The 18,790-nt window shown below is 58.1% G+C and carries 16 protein-coding genes; 6 read left to right on the plus strand and 10 right to left on the minus strand.

Features of this window, described 5'->3' with window-relative positions:
* Nucleotides 1-31: 31 nt before the first annotated feature.
* The 5 genes from B30_RS13315 to B30_RS13335 all read right to left on the minus strand — a co-directional run bounded on the left by B30_RS13315 (nt 32) and on the right by B30_RS13335 (nt 5,959).
* Nucleotides 32-970 carry an ABC transporter permease gene (locus tag B30_RS13315; protein WP_009572624.1) on the minus strand — a complete coding sequence of 313 codons (939 nt, stop codon included), beginning with the start codon at nt 968-970 and terminating at the stop codon, nt 32-34.
* 12 nt (nt 971-982) lie between these two features.
* On the minus strand, nt 983-2,230 hold the full coding sequence (locus B30_RS13320; protein WP_009572625.1) for an ABC transporter permease: 1,248 nt from the start codon (nt 2,228-2,230) through the stop codon (nt 983-985).
* 170 nt (nt 2,231-2,400) lie between these two features.
* Entirely contained in the window at nt 2,401-3,486 is a 1,086-nt protein-coding gene (locus tag B30_RS13325) for an ABC transporter substrate-binding protein (protein WP_009572626.1), read from the minus strand.
* A gap of 87 nt (nt 3,487-3,573) precedes the next feature.
* Nucleotides 3,574-4,674: an ABC transporter ATP-binding protein gene (locus B30_RS13330; RefSeq protein ID WP_009572627.1), complete on the minus strand. Its 1,101-nt coding sequence runs from the start codon at nt 4,672-4,674 to the stop codon at nt 3,574-3,576.
* A 238-nt stretch (nt 4,675-4,912) separates the two neighbouring features.
* Entirely contained in the window at nt 4,913-5,959 is a 1,047-nt protein-coding gene (locus tag B30_RS13335) for a GlxA family transcriptional regulator (RefSeq protein ID WP_009572628.1), read from the minus strand.
* Between the two features lie 412 nt (nt 5,960-6,371).
* Between B30_RS13335 and B30_RS13340 the strand changes: the two genes are divergently transcribed.
* The 5 genes from B30_RS13340 (at nt 6,372) to B30_RS13360 (ending at nt 12,656) form a co-directional block, all read left to right on the plus strand.
* Nucleotides 6,372-7,121, plus strand: coding sequence for an electron transfer flavoprotein subunit beta/FixA family protein (locus B30_RS13340; RefSeq protein ID WP_009572629.1), 750 nt, complete (start codon nt 6,372-6,374; stop codon nt 7,119-7,121).
* Between the two features lie 19 nt (nt 7,122-7,140).
* The gene (locus B30_RS13345) at nt 7,141-8,073 is read left to right on the plus strand and encodes an electron transfer flavoprotein subunit alpha/FixB family protein (protein ID WP_009572630.1); all 933 of its coding nucleotides are present in this window, start codon (nt 7,141-7,143) and stop codon (nt 8,071-8,073) included.
* A gap of 38 nt (nt 8,074-8,111) precedes the next feature.
* Nucleotides 8,112-8,969, plus strand: coding sequence for a formyltetrahydrofolate deformylase (purU, locus tag B30_RS13350; RefSeq protein ID WP_009572631.1), 858 nt, complete (start codon nt 8,112-8,114; stop codon nt 8,967-8,969).
* Between the two features lie 61 nt (nt 8,970-9,030).
* Nucleotides 9,031-9,918, plus strand: coding sequence for a bifunctional methylenetetrahydrofolate dehydrogenase/methenyltetrahydrofolate cyclohydrolase FolD (folD, locus tag B30_RS13355; RefSeq protein WP_009572632.1), 888 nt, complete (start codon nt 9,031-9,033; stop codon nt 9,916-9,918).
* 176 nt (nt 9,919-10,094) lie between these two features.
* The gene (locus B30_RS13360) at nt 10,095-12,656 is read left to right on the plus strand and encodes a GcvT family protein (RefSeq protein WP_009572633.1); all 2,562 of its coding nucleotides are present in this window, start codon (nt 10,095-10,097) and stop codon (nt 12,654-12,656) included.
* Nucleotides 12,657-12,790: 134 nt separating this feature from the next.
* Here the strand turns inward: B30_RS13360 and B30_RS13365 are convergent, their stop codons facing one another.
* The 3 genes from B30_RS13365 to B30_RS13375 all read right to left on the minus strand — a co-directional run bounded on the left by B30_RS13365 (nt 12,791) and on the right by B30_RS13375 (nt 16,735).
* On the minus strand, nt 12,791-14,449 hold the full coding sequence (locus B30_RS13365; RefSeq protein WP_009572634.1) for a BCCT family transporter: 1,659 nt from the start codon (nt 14,447-14,449) through the stop codon (nt 12,791-12,793).
* Nucleotides 14,450-14,498: 49 nt separating this feature from the next.
* On the minus strand, nt 14,499-15,050 hold the full coding sequence (locus B30_RS13370) for a universal stress protein (protein ID WP_226946385.1): 552 nt from the start codon (nt 15,048-15,050) through the stop codon (nt 14,499-14,501).
* Between the two features lie 317 nt (nt 15,051-15,367).
* Nucleotides 15,368-16,735, minus strand: coding sequence for an AraC family transcriptional regulator (locus B30_RS13375; protein WP_442852429.1), 1,368 nt, complete (start codon nt 16,733-16,735; stop codon nt 15,368-15,370).
* Here B30_RS13375 and B30_RS13385 point away from each other — a divergent pair.
* Nucleotides 16,734-17,684, plus strand: coding sequence for an alpha/beta hydrolase family protein (locus B30_RS13385; protein WP_009572638.1), 951 nt, complete (start codon nt 16,734-16,736; stop codon nt 17,682-17,684). The genes B30_RS13375 and B30_RS13385 overlap by 2 nt on opposite strands.
* A gap of 214 nt (nt 17,685-17,898) precedes the next feature.
* On the opposite strand, the gene B30_RS13390 is transcribed toward B30_RS13385, so the two are convergent.
* Together B30_RS13390 and B30_RS13395 are read right to left on the minus strand one after the other, a co-directional pair.
* Nucleotides 17,899-18,339, minus strand: a complete 441-nt coding sequence (locus B30_RS13390; RefSeq protein ID WP_009572639.1) for a c-type cytochrome — start codon at nt 18,337-18,339, stop codon at nt 17,899-17,901.
* A gap of 51 nt (nt 18,340-18,390) precedes the next feature.
* Complete coding sequence (locus B30_RS13395; protein ID WP_009572641.1) at nt 18,391-18,741, minus strand: hypothetical protein; 351 nt, start codon at nt 18,739-18,741, stop codon at nt 18,391-18,393.
* Nucleotides 18,742-18,790 lie beyond the last annotated feature (49 nt).

The raw sequence follows: 18,790 nt of genomic DNA on the forward strand, positions 1-18,790 counted from the left end.
TCTTTGGCAGGAAACCGCTGCTACATGCGCCTTAATGCGCTGCAACCCCCCGGAGCCGTTCAGACCGGCGGCGCAGAATTTCTACGACGGTCAAAAGCGCGATCGAGATCACCACAAGGATCGTCGCCACAGCAAGGATCGCAGGGCTGATCTGTTCGCGAATGCCGCTCCACATTTCACGCGGGATGGTTTGCTGATCCGGGCCCGCGATGAACAGCACGGCGACCACTTCGTCAAAGGAGGTCACAAAGGCAAAGAGACCGCCCGAAATCACACCCGGCAGGATCAACGGCATCACCACTTTGAAGAAGGTGCGGCGTGGGTTGGCACCCAGGCTTGCCGCAGCCCGGATCAGGGACTGGTCAAAACCCGACAGCGTCGCCGTCACGGTGATGATCACAAACGGAATGCCAAGAGCGGCGTGGGCCAAAACGACGCCGGTGTAGGTCGAGGTCAACCGACCGCATCCAAAGCCGAAAATGGCGCAGGGGTTCGAATAGAAAAAGAACATCCCGGTTGCAACGATGATGATCGGCACGATCATCGGGCTGATCAGGATCGCCATGATCGTCCGCCGCCATGGCATTTCCGGGCGTGACAGGCCAAGTGCAGCCAATGTCCCCAGAATGGTTGACAGGATGGTCGCCCAAAAGCCGATGATCACGGAATTCTTCGCCGCTTTCACCCAATCCGCATTGTGCCACAGATCGGACCACCACGCCCCATCACGCACCGCTTCGGAGGCTTGCATCCCCGAGGTCAAAAGCGAGTCATACCAGCGCATGCTATAGCCCTCGGCATCAAAGCTCAGCATTTTCTCCGTGTAGGTGAAATACGGCTCCGCGTTGAAGGACAGGGGGACGATAACAAGGATCGGCGAAATCAGGAAGACGAACACCAGAACGCAGATCACCAGATAGGTGGCATGCCAAGCGCGTTCGAGTGGGGAGGCATAGGTCGGAAGGGCCATCAGTCTCTCTCCTTAACCGAGTTTCAATTTGTCGATGCCGATCAGGCGATCATAGAGCCAGTAGAGCACCAGCACCCCGACCAGAAGCATGGTCGCCAGAGCCGCCGCCATGGACCAGTTGGCCTTGGTCATGTGGAACTGCACCATGTTCGAGAAGAGCTGACCATCGGCACCGCCGACCAATGCCGGAGTGATGTAGTAGCCAACCGCGAGGATAAAGACCAAGAGCACGCCAGCCCCAATGCCGGGGATGGTCTGCGGCAGGTAAATACGGCGGAAGGTCGTCCAGCTCGTCGCGCCAAGGCTACGGGCCGCGCGGGTGTAACTTGGTGGGATCACACGCATCACGGAATAGAGCGGCAACACCATGAAGGGCAAAAGGATATGCACCATGGCAATGATCGTGCCGGTCTGGTTGTAGATCATCTGAATACGGCCATCGTCGCCGATGATGCCAAGCGCCACGAGGATGCTGTTGATGACCCCTTGGCCTTGCAAAAGCACAATCCAACTTGTCGTTCGCACCAAAAGCGAGGTCCAGAACGGCAACAACACAAGGATCATCAACAGGTTGGCCTTGGCCATCGGCAGGGTCGCAAGCAAATGCGCGACCGGGAAGGCCAAAAGCAAGCAAATCGCCGTGATGACTGCAGCAACAACAAAGGTTTTGATATAAAGTTTGAAATAGATGCGCTGGTTCTCATCCACCTTGACGAGTTTGCCGTCCGCATCCCGTTCACGGTCAAAGGCGATGGTGTAAAAATCCAACGTCCAAGGGCTGGAGGCCGTCCGCATCGCATTCCAGACACGCGGGTCCTGCCAATCCTCATCAATATCGAGCAGCGCGGCCATATAAGGCGGCTCAAGATCCGCAGCCTTGCGCGCGGACTTGGTAAAGAGCGAGCGCATGCCAGACACAACATAGTTGATCCGGGTGCCGGCATCCCCCGCCATACGCGTCTCTTTCATCAGGTTGAGATCGGAGGCCAGCGCCGCATAGGCGGCCTCATCGGGCACGGTGCCCTTTGGGTTCGCCTCGAACCATTGCGTCAGCGCCGGAACGGTTTGGGAAAAGCCGTCATTGTACACCGAACGCTGCAACATCTGGCCGATGGGCACGGCGAATGTAATCACAATGAATGCGAGCAACGGCAGGACCAGAAAGAAGGCCCGGCGTTTTGCACGAGCCTGTGCCGTGGCCAAAGCGGCCTTGAGCGGGCGCCCGTCCGCGGTGGTCAACTGAGAAGCGACGTCAGACATCCTTTTTCCTATCTTGCTTTATGCGCCAAAGCGGCGCGCCATGCTGCGGCCACTTGTTGACGTCCGAGTCAGAACACGGTTCGGCGAAAGAGCTCAGAACGCGCTTTCGCCAGTTTGCCGGAAAACGAGGGGAAGGACGTCCTCCGGCAAGCTTTCGATCCGATGTCGGATCAGTTGGACAGGAGCCACGCGTTGAAACGCTCGCCCAGCTCGGTCTCACGGTCGACCCAGAAATCCGCAGAAGAGGCCAGCGCGTTGGTCATGTTCGCCGGGTAGGTCGGCAGGTTCGGCGCCATCGGAATGTCGGTGCCGTTGACATTGCCCACCAGCGGTGCGGCGGATTTACGCGGCGTGCCGTAGGAGATGCGCTCGGAGAAGCGCGCGGAGGGGGCGCTGGAGGTCGCGAATTTGATGTACTCCATCGCAGCTTCTGTGTTTGGAGCACCTTCGGGGATCACGTAACCTTCCCACTCAAACACCTGACCGTCCCAGAGCACTTCGAAGGGTTTGCCTTCGTTCACGGCGGCGTTGAAAATCCGACCGTTGTAGGACATGGTCATGACCACTTCGCCATCGGCCAAAAGCTGCGGCGGCTGTGCGCCAGCTTCCCAATAGATCGCGTCATTCTTGATGGTGTCGAGTTTCGCGAAAGCGCGATCCACACCTTCGTCGGTGTCGAGCACGTCATAAACCTCGGCTGCGGGAACGCCATCGGCCATCAACGCCATTTCCAGAACCACTTTCGGGCTCTTCAAAACCCCGCGTTTGCCTGGGAATTTCTCGGTGTCGAAGAAATCGGCGATGGAGGACGGTGCCGCACCTTCGGCGAATTTCGACGCATCAAACGCAACGGCGGTGGCATAGATGTCGTTCGGCACCATGCATTCGCTCAGCGTGCCTTCGAGGAAATCGTCCATCGCCGGGGTGCCATCGATCCCATCGGGCAGCATCGAGGCATCAATCGGCATCAATTGACCTTCGTCGCACAGGCGCACGGCATCGGAGAGCAGGAACAGCGCCACGTCGGTGGTCACGTTGCCCGCATCCACTTGGGCTTTCACCGGAGTGGCGGGGTTGTCGGCGTCGACAGAAACAATACCAATGCCAGTTTCTGCGGTGAATGGCTTGTAATACGCTTCGGTTTCAGCCGCGGAATAAGACCCACCCCAGCTCATGATGGTGATGTCATCGGCCAGCGTTGGAAGTGCAAGGCCACCAAGCGCCGTGGTGAGCGCGAAAAGAGTCTTCTTGTTCATATTTCTCTCCATGTTGGATCGGGACTTTCGCGCGGTTCAAGCCGCGCGTCTCTTGCCTCGCCCCGGTTGAACCGAAGCGAAGAAAACTCAGATCATGTCCAGCGCACGCGCATCAAGCGGGTTCCAACCAATGCGAATGCGTTGGCCGGGGGACAAGGGAACCTGGTCAATGGTGTTGCGACATTTCAAGACGAACTCATCATGGCCCGCCACCTTCATGCGGGTGCGCAGAATGTCCCCCATGTAAATCACTTCGAGCACTTCCGCGTCGATGGTGTGCGACCCTTCAGGGATCAGTTCGGGTTTGAATTCAACACGTTCCGGGCGAATGGACACCAAAGTCTTTTCGCCTTTTGCGCGGACATTCACCGCCGTCGCATGAATCCGTTCGCCATTCTCAAGACACACCACGGCCCGGTCGCCGTTCAGCTCTTCGATCACGCCGGGCAGTTTGTTATTCTCGCCAATGAAGCCCGCAACGAAACTGTTGTCCGGCCGTTCATAAAGTTCCGCAGGTGGCGCGAGCTGTTGAATGCGGCCATCGTTGAACACGGCGACGCGATCCGACATGGTTAGCGCCTCGCCTTGGTCATGGGTCACATAGACGACGGTGATGCCAAGGCTCTCGTGCAGGTGTTTGATCTCGAATTGCATATGTTCGCGCAGTTGCTTGTCGAGTGCACCGAGCGGTTCGTCCATCAACACCAGCTTGGGGTCAAACACCAAAGCGCGAGCCAAGGCGATCCGCTGTTGCTGCCCGCCCGAAAGCTGGGCCGGGCGACGATTGGCAAAGGCCCCCATCTGCACCATATCAAGGGCGCGTTTGACCTTTGTTTCGCGCTCGGATTTGCCCATGCCGCGCACTTCGAGCGGGAAAGCAAGGTTCTCACCCACCGTCATATGCGGGAAAAGTGCGTAGTTCTGGAACACCATACCGATGCCGCGTTTGTGCGGCGGCACCTGGTTGATCGGTTGACCATCGAGGCGGATCTCGCCATGGGTTGCCGTTTCAAACCCGGCCAACATCATCAGACAGGTGGTTTTGCCACTGCCTGACGGTCCAAGCATGGTCAGGAACTCACCCTTGGCCAGTTGCAGGTTGAGGTCTTTCACCACGAGGGTCTCGCCATCGTAGCTTTTCTGTACATGTTCGAAAGACACGAACGCATTGTCGCTGGATGCAACCATGACCCAAACTCTCCCCGAGTTTTTTATTGTTGAGCCGTGCTGAGCCAATGAAGCCCGCCGACAAAGATTGGGAGGAGTATTGGGAGATGAAAAGTGCGCGGGGAGTAAATATACGTCAAAACAACAGTATTATCACGACATCAGACGAAGATCCCGCCTAACAAATTTGCAAAGCGTCATATTTTTGTGCAAATATGTCACTTTTAAATGCCGTCAAGGTCAATAACGCGTCTAATTTTTAATTTTCCACGACGGATGATTGTCGGAAAGACTGGGGCGTATCGCCGTAACGCCGCCGAAACATGCGACTCAAATGCGAAGAATCACAGAAACCGCAGTCCACGGCGATCTGAGCGACAGACTTTTGCGTCTTCTCAATCAAGTGTTTGGCAAGGTCCAATCGCATGTCGAGAAAAGCCGCCTGTGGTGACGTGTTCAAGGCGAGGCGGAAGTGGCGCTCAATCTGACGTTTGCTGTTGCCCATCCGTAGCGCGACGTCCTGAACCGAGATCGGCGTGTCGATGTTTTGCTGCATCAATAACAGCGCACGCTGGACAATCGGGTCCTGCGTCTTGAGATCAAGCGGCAGACCCGGCTGTGGTTTTTCCGCCTGAAGCGCATCGTCGATGATCATAATATGCAGGCTTTTGCTGGCCTGCGAGCGGCCAACATGTTTGTCCACCAAATAGGCGGCCAAATGCGCCGAACTCACCCCACCCGAACAAGTCAGGCGGTCACGATCGACCACAAAAATCTGATCCGCGACAGGGCTGAGACCTTCGAATTGCTCTAAAAAATCAGAATGATGAAACCAGCTCACGCAACAACGATACCCGTTGAGCAACCCAACCTGGTGCAGGAAAAAGGCACCAGTGCAAACCCCAACCAAGGGAACGCCCGCATCCGCAGCCTGATGCAGAAAGCGGTGATAGGCCTGCCCCAGACTGGGAGTTTCATCCATCAACCCGCCCACCACAACAATGTAATCAAACCGCCGCGGATCGCCCAATCGCTCCTTCGGCTGCACTGTGATGCCACAGCTCGACTGCACAGGATCCATCGTGTCAGACAGCACAGTCCAGTCACAGAGAATCGGACGGCTGCGATCCCCATCATCGGCGGCAAGACGCAACACATCGACGAAATTGGCAAAGGCACAGAGCGTAAAGCGGCGCGCTAGGACAAACCCGACGGAAAGACGCGGCCCCTCATCTCTCGCTTTCAGCGCACGCAAGTTTGTCGTGCGCGGTTGCGAAACTGACTCTTGTGAAGACGGAGTCGTCATCTTTGTCTCTCCAAACAGGAAACCCCATATCTTTGTCGTAGCGATAATCTCGCTTTGACGCAAACATTCTATTTTTCGACGCAAAAAGTCGTCAGGTTGCTCCTCACGATGCCGTAATCCGGTTCTCTTGGTGAAAAACGACAAGTGACGTCGGGAGGGTAGGTCAACAGGATCGCAAACAACCGCTGACACTGGCGGTCCGTCCGAACGTTTGCGAACACCGCTGCACCTGCGCTCCAAAGATAGCCAAAGACCTGGTGATCGGCATGGCAAACCCGGCCAGACTGGGAACGCCACCGGGAGCATCGCTTCGGCACCCTGCTCCCCAATCTTGGAAATAATTCAAAGGCCTCGCCATAGGTGAGGGCCACCCCGAAGACTTTGCGTTTCGGGGCCGACAGAAGAGGGAAACATGAAAGTACTCGTTCCTGTAAAACGGGTGGTCGATTATAATGTGAAAATCCGCGTCAAGGCGGACAATTCCGGTGTCGACCTCGCCAATGTCAAAATGTCCATGAACCCCTTTGACGAGATCGCCGTCGAAGAGGCCGTGCGTCTGAAAGAAGCGGGCAAGGCGGATGAGATCATCGCCGTATCCGTTGGTCCGGCACAAGCGCAAGACGTGTTGCGCACCGCGCTCGCCATGGGCGCAGATCGCGCCATTCTGATCACCGTCGACGGCACTGTTGAGCCGCTCACCGTTGCGAAACTCCTTAAAGGTGTTGTCGCAGACGTGGCCCCCGAACTGGTAATCCTCGGCAAACAGGCGATCGACGATGACGCCAACCAAACCGGTCAGATGCTCTCCGCTCTTCTCGGCTGGTCGCAGGCCACCTTTGCCTCCGAAATCGAGCTGGGCGATGGCACCGCAAAAGTCACCCGCGAGATCGACGACGGTCTTCAGGCCATTGAGGTCAAACTCCCGGCCATCGTGACCGCCGACCTGCGCCTCAATGAGCCGCGCTACGCCTCTTTGCCGAACATCATGAAGGCCAAGAAAAAGCCGTTCGAGACAAAAGAACCCGGCGATTATGGCGTCACTGTCGAGCGTCGCCTGAACGTGTTGCGCGTCGAAGAGCCGTCTCAACGCGAAGCGGGGATCAAAGTGTCCTCTGCCGCCGAGCTGATCGACAAGCTCAAAAACGAAGCCGGCGTCATCTGACCCAGAGGGAACTTTCAACATGGCTATTCTTCTTTTCGCAGAACATGACAATGCGAGCCTGTCGGAGCAAACCGCAAAGGCTCTGACGGCCGCGTCCCAAATCGGTGGCGACGTCGATATTTTGATCGCGGGCAAAAGTGCGTCTGCCGCCGCCGAAGCCGCCGCAAAACTAAGTGGCGTGCGCAAGGTGTTGTTGGCCGAAAGCGAGGCGCTCGAACAGCGTCTGGCCGAAGCCGCCGCAGCGCTCATCGTTTCGCTTGCGCCGGAGTATGACACTATTCTGGCCCCAGCCACGACCAGTGGCAAAAACGTACTGCCGCGCGTCGCGGCGCTGCTCGATGTGATGCAGGTGTCAGAGGTCACCGAAGTGGTGTCCGCCGACACGTTCAAACGTCCGATCTATGCCGGCAACGCCATCGAAGTCGTGCAACCCACGGATGCCACCAAGGTTCTGACCGTGCGCACCGCGGGCTTTGCCGCCGCAACGGACGGCGGCTCCGCAGAGGTCAGCCCCATCGATGCCCCCTCAAACGGCAGCGATCTGTCCTCTTTCATCAAGAACATTCAAACGGAAAGCGACCGCCCGGAACTGAACTCCGCCAAGATCATCGTCTCCGGGGGCCGTGCTCTTGGGTCTGAAGACAAGTTCAACGAGGTCATCACGCCTCTGGCCGACAAACTCGGTGCCGCTGTGGGGGCGTCCCGCGCCGCAGTGGATGCGGGCTATGCGGCGAACGATCTTCAGGTAGGTCAAACCGGCAAGGTTGTCGCCCCCGATCTCTACATTGCCTGCGGCATCTCTGGTGCAATCCAGCACCTCGCAGGGATGAAAGATTCGAAAATCATCGTGGCGATCAATACCGATGAAGACGCCCCAATCTTCCAAGTGGCGGATTATGGCATCGTTGGCGATCTCTTCGACATCCTGCCCGAGCTCGCGCGCCAACTCTGACGCGCGCCTCTCAGACATTTATGAACGGAACCAGACATATGAGCTCCAATTCCTACATTCTGCGCGTCGCCTGTGACGACCAGCCGGGCATCGTTGCCACCATCAGCGCCGCCATGTCCTCACGCGGGGCAAACCTCGCTGAATCCAACCAGTTCTGGGATCGCAAGACGAACAAATTCTTCCTGCGTATGTCCTGCCTTTTTCCCGAGTCTGTCACCAAGGACAGTGTCGAACTGGCCTTGAAACCTGCCGTCGACCGGTTCAGCCTGAAACTCAAGGTCGAGGATGAGACCCGCAAGCCGAAGATCATCATCATGGTGTCGAAATTCGACCACGCGATGCTGCACCTTCTGTACCAGATCAAAACCGGCTGGCTTGACGCCGAAGTGGCGGCCATCGTGTCCAACCACGAAGACGCCCGCAAAGTCGCCGAACAGGAAGGCATTCCCTTCTATTGCTGGCCGGTGAACAAAGAGAACAAGACCGAACAGGAAGATAAACTGGCCGCCCTCGTTCAGGAAACCGGGGCCGAGCTGGTGATCCTTGCACGCTACATGCAGGTGATTTCCAACGAGCTGTCCAATCAGCTCTTTGGTATGATCATCAACATCCACCATTCCTTCTTGCCGTCCTTCAAAGGCGCGAAGCCCTATCACCAGGCCTATGACCGTGGTGTCAAACTCATCGGGGCGACCGCGCATTATGTGACGCCTGATCTTGATGAGGGCCCGATCATCGAACAGGAAACCGAGCGCGTCACCCACACCATGTCCGCCGAGGATTTCGTCGCAACAGGTCGCGACATCGAATCTCGCGTTCTGGCCCGTGCGGTGAAATATCACCTCGAAGGTCGTGTCATGCTGAATGACAACCGTACCGTCGTTTTCACTCCGTAATCCCTGTCCGGGAGGGGGCCGGTACGCCGGTCCCTTTTTGACTTTTCAAGGAGGTGCGTCCATGACGGCACATATCATCGACGGAAAGGCATTTGCCGCAGGTCTTGGGGATCGGATTGCCGAGGGTGCTGCTGCGTTTGCTGACAGGACGGGCCGCGCGCCCGGTCTTGCGGTTGTGCTGGTCGGCTCTGACCCGGCCAGTGAAATCTATGTCCGCAGCAAGGGCCTGATGGCCCGTAAGCTCGGCATGGAGAGTTTCGAACATACCCTGCCCGCAGAGACCACGCAGGACACATTGATGGCGCTCATCGCGGAATTGAACGCCAATGAGGCGGTGGACGGCATTCTTGTTCAGCTCCCCCTGCCCGACCACCTCGACAGCCTTCAGGTGATCGAAGCGATTGACCCGGCCAAGGATGTCGACGGGCTGCATCCGCTGAGCGCGGGGTATCTCGCCTCCGGTCTGCCCGGTCTGGTGTCCTGCACCCCACTGGGCTGTCTGATGCTGCTCAAAGATCAACTTGGATCCCTCTCTGGACTTGATGCGATTGTCGTCGGGCGCTCGATTCTCGTCGGCAAACCGATGGCTCAGCTTTTGTTGGCGGAAAACTGCACCGTGACCATGGCGCATTCACGCACGGCTGATCTGGCGGAAAAAGTCGGCAAGGCTGATATCGTCGTGGCCGCCGTCGGTCGTGCCGAAATGATCAAAGGCGACTGGATCAAAGACGGCGCCACCGTGATCGACGTCGGCACCAGCCGCGTCATCCGCGATGGGCAAAAGTACCTCGTGGGGGATGTCGACTTTGCCGCCGCGTCTGAAAAAGCCCGCGCCATCACGCCGGTTCCGGGCGGCGTTGGTCCGATGACCATCATGACGCTGATGCACAACACGCTGATCGCCGCTTACCGGCGCAAGAATTATCCAGTTCCGGAGTTGGGTGCATGACGCCCTGCGACGATATGAAGATCGGCACAGATTCTGGCCGCGCGACGGGTGTGTCCCGGTGTGTCCCGTCGCGCGGCTTTTGTCGGTTTCGGGGCCGACGTTTTCCCCCGTGAATCCCGGCGCAGTTTCCCCGCGCTATCCACAGACAAGCACCTCGAAAAGAAGGATTGAGAGATATGTCTTCGTTCCCCAACAGGGCCAAAGTTGTCATCGTCGGTCTCGGCGGTATCGTCGGCGCCTCCGTCGCGCATCATCTCATTGAAAACGGCTGGGACGATATTGTCGGCATCGACAAATCCGCCGTTCCCACAGACATCGGATCGACCGGACACGCGTCGGACTTCTGTTTCGCCACGAGCCACGATCTTTTGAGCACGTGGAGCACCATGTACTCGATGGATTTCTACGAGAAGATGGGCCGTTACTCCCGCATCGGTGGGATCGAAGTGTGCCGCAAGGGAGACGATGATCGCCTGACTGAGCTCAAGCGCCGCTGTGACAGTGGTCGTGCCTTTGGCTCCAACGTCCGCATGATCACCGCCGCAGAGGCCAAAGAGAAATTCCCGCTTCTCGAAGAAGACCAGATCGAATGCGCCATGTGGGACCCCGACGCCGGTCTCGTGGTGCCGCGCTCCCAAGCCGTCGCAGGCGAATTGATCGACGCCGCCGAGAAAAGCGGCAAGCTCAAAGTCTTCGCCAACACCCCTGCGCTGGAACTGATCACCGAGAATGGCCGCGTCACCGGCGTGAAAACCCACCGTGGCACGATCATGGCCGATTACGTTGTGGTCTGTGCCGGCCTCTGGGGTCGTTTGATTGCTGAGATGGCGGGCGAAGACCTCCCGGTCATGCCGGTCGACCACCCGCTGACCTTCTTTGGGCCCTATGATGAATTCGCTGGCACCGGTCTCGAAATCGGTCGTCCGCTGCTGCGCGATCAGGGCAACTCCGCCTATATGCGTGACACCGGCGACCCTGCGACCACCGAGGGTGGCCAGATGGAATGGGGCTACTATTACGAGAAAGACGTGCGCATGGTGCATCCGCGCGACATTCTTGAAAAAGAAGAGGCCCGCATGGGTCCGTCCATGCGCGACCTCGTGCTGGAGGACGTGATCGAGCCGCTTGAAAAAGCCATGGAGCTGACGCCGATCCTCGCCGAACTTGGTTTCAACGAAGGTCACTCCTTCAACGGTCTTCTGCAAACCACCACCGATGGCGGTCCGTCGATGGGCGAAAGCCGCAAGCTGCGGGGCCTGTGGTACGCCGTCGCGATCTGGGTCAAAGACGGTCCTGGCATGGGCAAGCTCATTGCCGACTGGATGACCAAGGGCCGCACGGATGTCGACCACAACGGCATCGATTACGCGCGCTTCAACGACTACCAACTGACCGAAGACTACATTTGGGGCCGGTGCGAAGAAACCGCCGCGAAAATCTACAACCCGCCGGTCCACCCGCGCGAACCCTTCGCGAATGCCCGTGGCATCCGTCGCTCGCCTTTCTATGAGCGCGAAGTCGAGCTGGGGGGCTATTTTATGGAGCTTGGCGGCTGGGAACGGGCGCATGGCTATGCGGCCAACGAGCATCTTCTCGAAAAATATGCTGATCAAGTGCCGGTGCGCGAAGCCGAGTGGGACAACCGTCACTTCTGGCGCGTGTCCAACGCCGAACAGCTTGAGATGAGCGCGGATTGTGGCATCATCAACCTGTCGCACTTCCACATGACCGACATCTCCGGTCCCGATCACGTTGCGCTGATGGAATATCTCTGTGCGGCCAAAATCGGCGGTGACAACATGATCGGCAAGGGGATTTACACCCATATGCTTGATGACGAAGGCATGGTGCGCGCCGACTTTACGGTGTTCCGCATGGAAGACCGTTGCCGTCTGGTGAACGGGGCTGACGCCGGTCCGCGTGATCTGATGTGCATGAAACGTATGGCCCAAGATCGCGGTCTCGACGTCACCATCACGGACGTGACCGAGGATTACACCACGGTTGGCATTTGGGGTCCGAACGCGCGTGAGAACCTCAAAAAGGTTGTCGCCGATCCCGATATGCTCGACGTGGAAAACTTCCCCTTCGCTGCGATCAAGACGATCGAGATTGCGGGTAAAAAAGTCTCCGCTTTCCGCATTTCCTATGTCGGGGAGCAAGGCTGGGAACTTCACATGCGCTACGAGGACGGTCTGGCCGTCTGGGACGCGCTGCGGGCTGAGGGTGTTCTGGCCGTGGGGGTTGAAACCTATGCCAACTCGCGTCGTCTGGAGAAATCCCTGCGCCTGCAAAACGCCGATCTCAACACGATGTACAACCTCTACGAAGCTGATCTGTCGCGTCCGAAGGTGAAAGAAGCGGAGTTTCGCGGCAAAGAGAAACACCTCGAATACCGTGCGCGGGACCACCAACCGGCGATGCTTTGTACCCTCGTGATGAAAGAGCACACCGACGCAAACGGCGTGAAGCGCTATCCGAACACCACCCTGCCGGTGATGGACCCGGAAACGGGCGAGGTGCTGATCGACGAGCTGGGGCGTCGGTCCTTTACCTCTTCTGTCGCGTTCGGTCCGACTGTGGGCAAGAACATCGCGCTGGCCTACCTGCCGTGGGACTATTGTCAGGTCGGGCGCGAGCTCAACGTCACCTATCTTGACGAGACCTATCCGGTTGAAGTTGCAGGTGTCGGCTACGCACCGCTCTATGACCCGGAAAACACCAAACCGCGCAGCTAAGGCGCGGGGCCGTGGCTAAACATCAAAGGGGCGCCAAGTGCGCCCCTTTTTCATTTGGGTGGGGAATCGCCGCGTCGTCCTGACGCGTCAGGAAAGAGGCACTGGGGCCGCCTGCGCAGCCCCAGCCAGTTGTATTAGTCTTTTATAGCCCGTTCCGCTTGAAGGCCTCGCGCCACCGCGAAGCACATCAGCAACAACACGACGGTAAACGGCAAACCTGTCGAGATGACCATGGATTGCAGGGATTGCAGCCCGCCCGCACTCAGCAACAAGACGATGGCAACAGCCCCTTCAAAGATGCACCAAAAGGCACGCTGTGGAACCGGTGCGTCCACTTTGCCGCCTGCCGTGATCGTATCAATGACCAGCGACCCCGAGTCCGATGACGTCACAAAGAACACCACCACCAGAACGATCCCGACGAGCGAGGTGATCGCGCTGAGAGGCAAGACATCCAACATCTTGAAAAGTTTGAGTTCAAGAGAGGCGTCCTGCGCCATCGTGTACCCATCGTTGATCACCTGATAGAGAGCCGTGCCGCCAAAAACGGACATCCACAGCACACAGACCAGAGACGGAATCAACAGCACACAGACAACGAATTCGCGGACGGTCCGACCCCGGCTCACACGGGCAATGAACATGCCGACAAAAGGCGACCAACTGATCCACCACGCCCAATAGAACGACGTCCACCCTTGGCTAAAGTTGACATCTTCGCGGCCAATCGGGTTCGACAGCGCCGGAAGATATTCGATATAGGCCATCAGGGAGCTGCCGAAGAGTTTGATGAGATAGGCCGTCGGCCCAATCAACAGAACAAAAACGAGCAGCAAGAAAGCCAGACCCATATTGATTTCCGACAGGATTTTGACACCGCCATCAAGACCGCGAAGCACGGAAACAAGTGCAATCGCCGTGATGCCGGAAATCAAAAGCACCTCAGTGGTTGGTCCGACGGGCAAACCGAACAATTCGTTCAGACCCGCATTGGCCTGCGTCGCGCCGAAACCAAGGGATGTTGCCAACCCAAAGAGCGTTGCGAACACAGCCAGCGTGTCAATGATATGGCCGACCCAGCCCCAAACCGCGTCCCCGAAAATCGGGTAAAACGCAGATCGGATGGTGAGAGGCAGGCCCTTGTTATAGCTGAACAGGGCCAAAGCCAAAGCCACGACGGCATAAATCGCCCAAGGGTGCAAACCCCAGTGGAAAATCGTCGCAGCCATGCCAAGACGCACCGCATCCGCTTCGTTTCCAGCCGCTGCACCAAGCGGCGCCCAGTCCGTGCGCACACCGTTTTCCATCACCGTCCCACCCAAAGAGGATGAGAAATGGCTCATCGGCTCTGACACACCGTAGAACATCAACCCGATGCCCATACCGGCGGCGAATAACATCGCGAACCATCCAACGTAACTGTAATCCGGGGCGGCTTCGGTGCCGCCAAGGCGCACATTGCCCCAAGGCGTTATGATGAGAAGAAGACAAAAGAGCACAAAGATATTTGCGGCGCCGATGAAGAACCAGTCAAAGCCTTTGGTGACAGATGAGAACAACCAGCTGAACAAGGTCCCGGACTGTTCCGGCAGAGCCAGCGCATAGAAAACGAAAGCTACAATTGCGAGGCCGGACACCATGAAAACCGGATTGTGGATGTCGAACCCGAAAGGTCCAAGAGAGCCTTCCACGTTATCTTGTCCGATTTCGTAGTCTGTCTCGATAATTTCAACGTCCCCTTCAGGGGAAGGGATACCTTCTGGTGTAAGGTCCTGAGGTGATTGGTCGGCCATGAGGCCTCCTTTCGTTCCTTTTGGAATGGGTGGTTATTTTGATGGGTGCTTATTCACGCACGAGCATGACAGAAATGTCGCTATGCGCTGCAAGATGTGCACCATGGCCGGACCAGATATAGTCTGTTGCGTTGGGAACATGTGTGGCCATCACCACGAGATCGGCCCCAAGCGTGCTGATCGCTTTTTCGAGCTCGCGATCCTTTTGAACCGCCGGATCTTGACTGACGATCATATGACTTTCGGTTTTGATGTTATACTTTCCGGCCTCCTGCTCCGCGAATGCTGCAAGTTTTGCTTCGAATTCTTTCGGCGTGTGCGCGACAGAACTCGGCATCGGCGTTGTCACTCCGACATAGCAAATGCTGGCATCATGCGTTTGTGCAAGATTTCCGGCCACGCGAAGCGCTTTTTGCAATCTGTCCACATGGGACATGTCGATTGGCACGACTATTTTCTTAAACATTGTCTCTCCTTTATTGCTTGTCATCTCCCCGCATCGGCACATCAACGCCTGCGCACGAGAACCCCGGTCAATCTCAGGCCGGTACAGGATGAAGGAAACTGACCACCCATGGTGGACAGCGAGAACAGCCTTCATGCATGACAAGTCTTACATTTTTCAGGGTAATCGGCAAATGAGATGTCAGATAAATGCAGAGGCCTTCGCTCTGCCGCAAACTTCACGGTAGAATTGGAGTGGCTTGCAGTCCGGCAGAAGTAGGTCCCACGGTCTTTGACTTTGATGTAGGTCTCGTCCATCCGCCACCCATATGGCGACGCTGGCATAGTCACATGTGCCGGGAAACCAGACAGTTTGCGACAGTATCAAACTGACTCAAAACCCAAATGCGGACTTTGTCTAACGGTTGGTGACGCTCACATCAGGATCATCGGCATCCGTTTGCGGCCCTCGCCCTAACGCCCGTGCTTGCTTGCAAACGCGCCAGGTGACAAGCCCTCATGCCGGACAAAAGCCAGTCCGAATGCACTGGCGGACCCGTAACCGACCCTGAGTGCAATCTCGGTATTGTTCAACCTGCCCTGCCGCAGCAAAGTCTTGGCAACGGCCATGCGCCAGTCGGTCACATATTCCAGCGGCGCGCGGCCAACCTCTTTTCGAAACCGTTCGAAGAAGGTTGACCGCGACATACCCGCCTCTTTGGCCAAGTCTGACACGGAGAGGGCACCGCCCGCCTCGGCGTGGATACGCCGCAAAGCACTCGCCAATTGCGGGTCTGACAGGCCGCGCAAGAGACCTGGTGGCAGGGCCGTTGCAGGGCCCGAACGCAGAGCCTCGATCAGCAGGACCTCCAGCAATCGCTCCAGGATCATCTCGCGCCCCGGCCGGTCAGCGCGGGTTTCCTCATGGATCACGGGCACCAGGGCGGTCAGGCGGGAATGACCTGAGACATGAATCATCTCTGGCAGCAGCGACACGAGCAGATCACTTGCCGGCGCGTCAAAACGGCAATGCCCGACAAGGGCGCGAACATCGACCGAAGCGTCGCTTGAGCCAAGCCGGAAACGCCCTGGGCCGGTTTCAAGCGGCAGGTGTGGCGTATGCAGGGGCGGAGGAACTTCGCTGGACATGGTGAAGCCCTGCAGGTGGGGGATCAGCACGAAATCACCAGCCGTCAGCGTGACCGGATCGCGCCCGGTCACCTTTAACTGACACCGTCCTTCGACCATCGCGCAATAAAAGGGGCTGGCCATGTCGCGCCGCGCCACCAGCCACGGACCACCGGCCTCAACCATCTTGGAGATGGAGACCGTCGGTTTGAGCAAGGTAACGACACTGGAAAGGGGATCTGAGACACTGTCGAGCATGGATTTGGACGATTGATATATGATTGTGGACAAATGTATATAGAACGAACGGCCTCCGTTGTCTATCTCTCTGTCACGGAAGACAGGGAGATCTGATATGCCCGCATCCTCATTGCCGGTTGTTCCACCGGTTTCGGTCAGGCCATCGTCGCGCAGTTTCTCGATCAGGGGCGGGAGGTCATCACCACGATGCGCCGCCCCTCTGTCGATGAACTGCCCGGGTCCGACCGCCCGAAGGTGCTGCCCTTGGACGTGACCGACCCCGGGAGCATCGCCCTCGCGCTTTCTCACGCGGGCCAGATTGACGCGCTGGTGAACACCGCCGGCCTTGGCATGCTCAACGTATTGGAAGGCGCGGACATTGCGCAGGTCCGCGAAGAAGGCCTTGCACCATCCTGATCCACACGCCGCAGCAAAGATGCGGCGCTCATCCTCTAGAAAAGGAAACTTTCCCATGAACAGACTGATCAACCTGTCCCGCGCTCTCCCGGCGCCAGAGTCGGACATCACCGTGGCCTATACACCAATCCGGCTGCCTATGCCGGGGCGCCAGCCGCTTGAGCTGCGCCTGACTGCACCGGCGACCGGGGGCAACCTGCCCATCGTGATCCTGTCGCATGGCTTCGGTCCCTCGAATTATATACCATCCAAAGACGGCTACGCCCCGCTTGCCCAGTTCTGGGCCGAACGCGGGGTGGCCGTCATTCAGCCAACCCAGGCCAGCTCCCGTGTCGGCGGGCTGGACCCCGATCTGCCTAATGGGCCGTTCTTCTGGCGCGAGAGGGTGGAGGAAATACGTGTCATCCTCGACCAACTGGCCGAGGTCGAGCGGCAAGCCCCCTCCGTGACCGGGCGGCTGGACCATGACCGGATTGCCGTGGCCGGGCATTCCTTCGGCGGCTTCACCTGCGGCCTTCTGCTTGGTGCGCGTCTGCAAGGCGAGGATTTTACCGATCCGCGCATCCGTGCCGGTATCCTGCTGGCGGCTCCGGGCCGGGGCGGTGCCGATCTGACGCCTGAAAATGCTGAGCGCTTTCCCTTTTTCGACGTGGATTTCAGTGGCATCAACATTCCGACCCTCGTGGTCTGCGGAGCGGAAGACGACCCGCATTTCACGCCCCGTGGCCCGGAATGGCACGCCGATCCCTTCCACGATGCACCCGGAGCCGATGCTCTGCTGACGATCAATGGCGTTGGCCATGGCCTTGGCGGTATCGCTGGGTGGGACGCCCGCGAAACCGAAGCCGAAGTCCCCGACGCGCTTGAGGCGACGTGCCGGTTGACGCTGGCCTGGTTGAGGAGCACGTTTGCCATCGAACCCACGGCTTGGGCGCAGAGCAAGACCGCACTCGAACGAAACGCGGCGGCCATTGCGAATATCACCCTGAACAGAAACACGATTTAGCTGCTTTGGCATCACGCGAAAAGCTCAGCGGCAGCCTCGCCCCTATCGTATAAGTCCACAGATCGAGCCGCGAAAGACGTCTGCCCGGTGTGCAGCCCCAGCAAGGGGCTGCACCAAACCAGAACGACTCATCTGTAAACTTCTTGCTCTGGCCCTTAAGCAGGATTGCCCCCTGCCCGCCTGAACCTGACGGCGTGATAACAGGCCGCTGATCTCAGTTGATCCCATTCACGCGCTGCAATTCGCGGACATAGGCGATGATCGCTTTGACATCGCCCTGTGTCACACCCTGTTGCACGGGCATATTACCAAAGCGCCAGTGATGGGCCTGAACGCCGCGTTCAGCCGCCATGAGAAAGGCCATATCGCCATGATGCGAAGGCTCGTAGATCTTATGAACCAGAGGCGGGCCAAAGCCTTCTTTGCCGGCGGCATTTACGCCATGACAGGCGGCGCAGACGCTGTCGAATGCGCGCTTGCCGATCTGCGCATGGGCTGACAGCGCCTCAGGCAGAGCGACCGCAACAATCGGATCGCCCTGTGCGGGGCGTGAGGAGGCGGCGAGCGGCGCGCTTGCGGGTTCAGGTTTAAAGATGAGATAGGCCCCGAGAGCCAGTGCTGCAGCACCGACCAGAGGCAGGACAAATTTGTTCATGGGTGTTTTCCGTATCAAAGCGTGACGACTGAGCGCGCCACAAGAAAGGGTTCAGGCGAGGCTGAGCCCGATACGGGGCGGCGGGAGGTCAAGGCCCGGCATGCGCGCGAGGATATTCACCACTGTGGGCGCAGGATAACCGAGAGGGCGCAAAGTACGGCTGACCCGATGGTCAAGGCTGCCATTGAGCGTGAAAAGGACGCAGATCGCCCCATGCGGACAGGGGACGTCAAAGGGGGCGGCATCAGACATTCGGTCCGGGCAATCGGGACATGGGCCAAGGCGATGCATGGACATGGCAGTGTCCTGCGCCATCGCAGTCATCTCATGTGACATCCCCGCGCGTGGCGCGGAGAAAACGATCAACAAACCGATGAGCAGAATGGTCACAATACGGTGCAAGCCGTTTCTCCATGGCTTTGGATGGTCACTATGAAAGATCACAGAGATT

This window comes from Celeribacter baekdonensis B30, from assembly GCF_000299875.1.
GTDB lineage: Bacteria > Pseudomonadota > Alphaproteobacteria > Rhodobacterales > Rhodobacteraceae > Celeribacter > Celeribacter baekdonensis_A.

Bases quoted from the DNA above. Each gene is read 5' to 3' on its own strand.
- B30_RS13315 (WP_009572624.1), bottom strand. From the start codon at position 970: ATGGCCCTTCCGACCTATGCCTCCCCACTCGAACGCGCTTGGCATGCC.
- B30_RS13320 (WP_009572625.1), bottom strand. From the start codon at position 2,230: ATGTCTGACGTCGCTTCTCAGTTGACCACCGCGGACGGGCGCCCGCTC.
- B30_RS13325 (WP_009572626.1), bottom strand. From the start codon at position 3,486: ATGAACAAGAAGACTCTTTTCGCGCTCACCACGGCGCTTGGTGGCCTT.
- B30_RS13330 (WP_009572627.1), bottom strand. From the start codon at position 4,674: ATGGTTGCATCCAGCGACAATGCGTTCGTGTCTTTCGAACATGTACAG.
- B30_RS13335 (WP_009572628.1), bottom strand. From the start codon at position 5,959: ATGACGACTCCGTCTTCACAAGAGTCAGTTTCGCAACCGCGCACGACA.
- B30_RS13340 (WP_009572629.1), top strand. From the start codon at position 6,372: ATGAAAGTACTCGTTCCTGTAAAACGGGTGGTCGATTATAATGTGAAA.
- B30_RS13345 (WP_009572630.1), top strand. From the start codon at position 7,141: ATGGCTATTCTTCTTTTCGCAGAACATGACAATGCGAGCCTGTCGGAG.
- purU (WP_009572631.1), top strand. From the start codon at position 8,112: ATGAGCTCCAATTCCTACATTCTGCGCGTCGCCTGTGACGACCAGCCG.
- folD (WP_009572632.1), top strand. From the start codon at position 9,031: ATGACGGCACATATCATCGACGGAAAGGCATTTGCCGCAGGTCTTGGG.
- B30_RS13360 (WP_009572633.1), top strand. From the start codon at position 10,095: ATGTCTTCGTTCCCCAACAGGGCCAAAGTTGTCATCGTCGGTCTCGGC.
- B30_RS13365 (WP_009572634.1), bottom strand. From the start codon at position 14,449: ATGGCCGACCAATCACCTCAGGACCTTACACCAGAAGGTATCCCTTCC.
- B30_RS13370 (WP_226946385.1), bottom strand. From the start codon at position 15,050: ATGAAGGCTGTTCTCGCTGTCCACCATGGGTGGTCAGTTTCCTTCATC.
- B30_RS13385 (WP_009572638.1), top strand. From the start codon at position 16,734: ATGAACAGACTGATCAACCTGTCCCGCGCTCTCCCGGCGCCAGAGTCG.
- B30_RS13375 (WP_442852429.1), bottom strand. From the start codon at position 16,735: ATGGGAAAGTTTCCTTTTCTAGAGGATGAGCGCCGCATCTTTGCTGCG.
- B30_RS13390 (WP_009572639.1), bottom strand. From the start codon at position 18,339: ATGAACAAATTTGTCCTGCCTCTGGTCGGTGCTGCAGCACTGGCTCTC.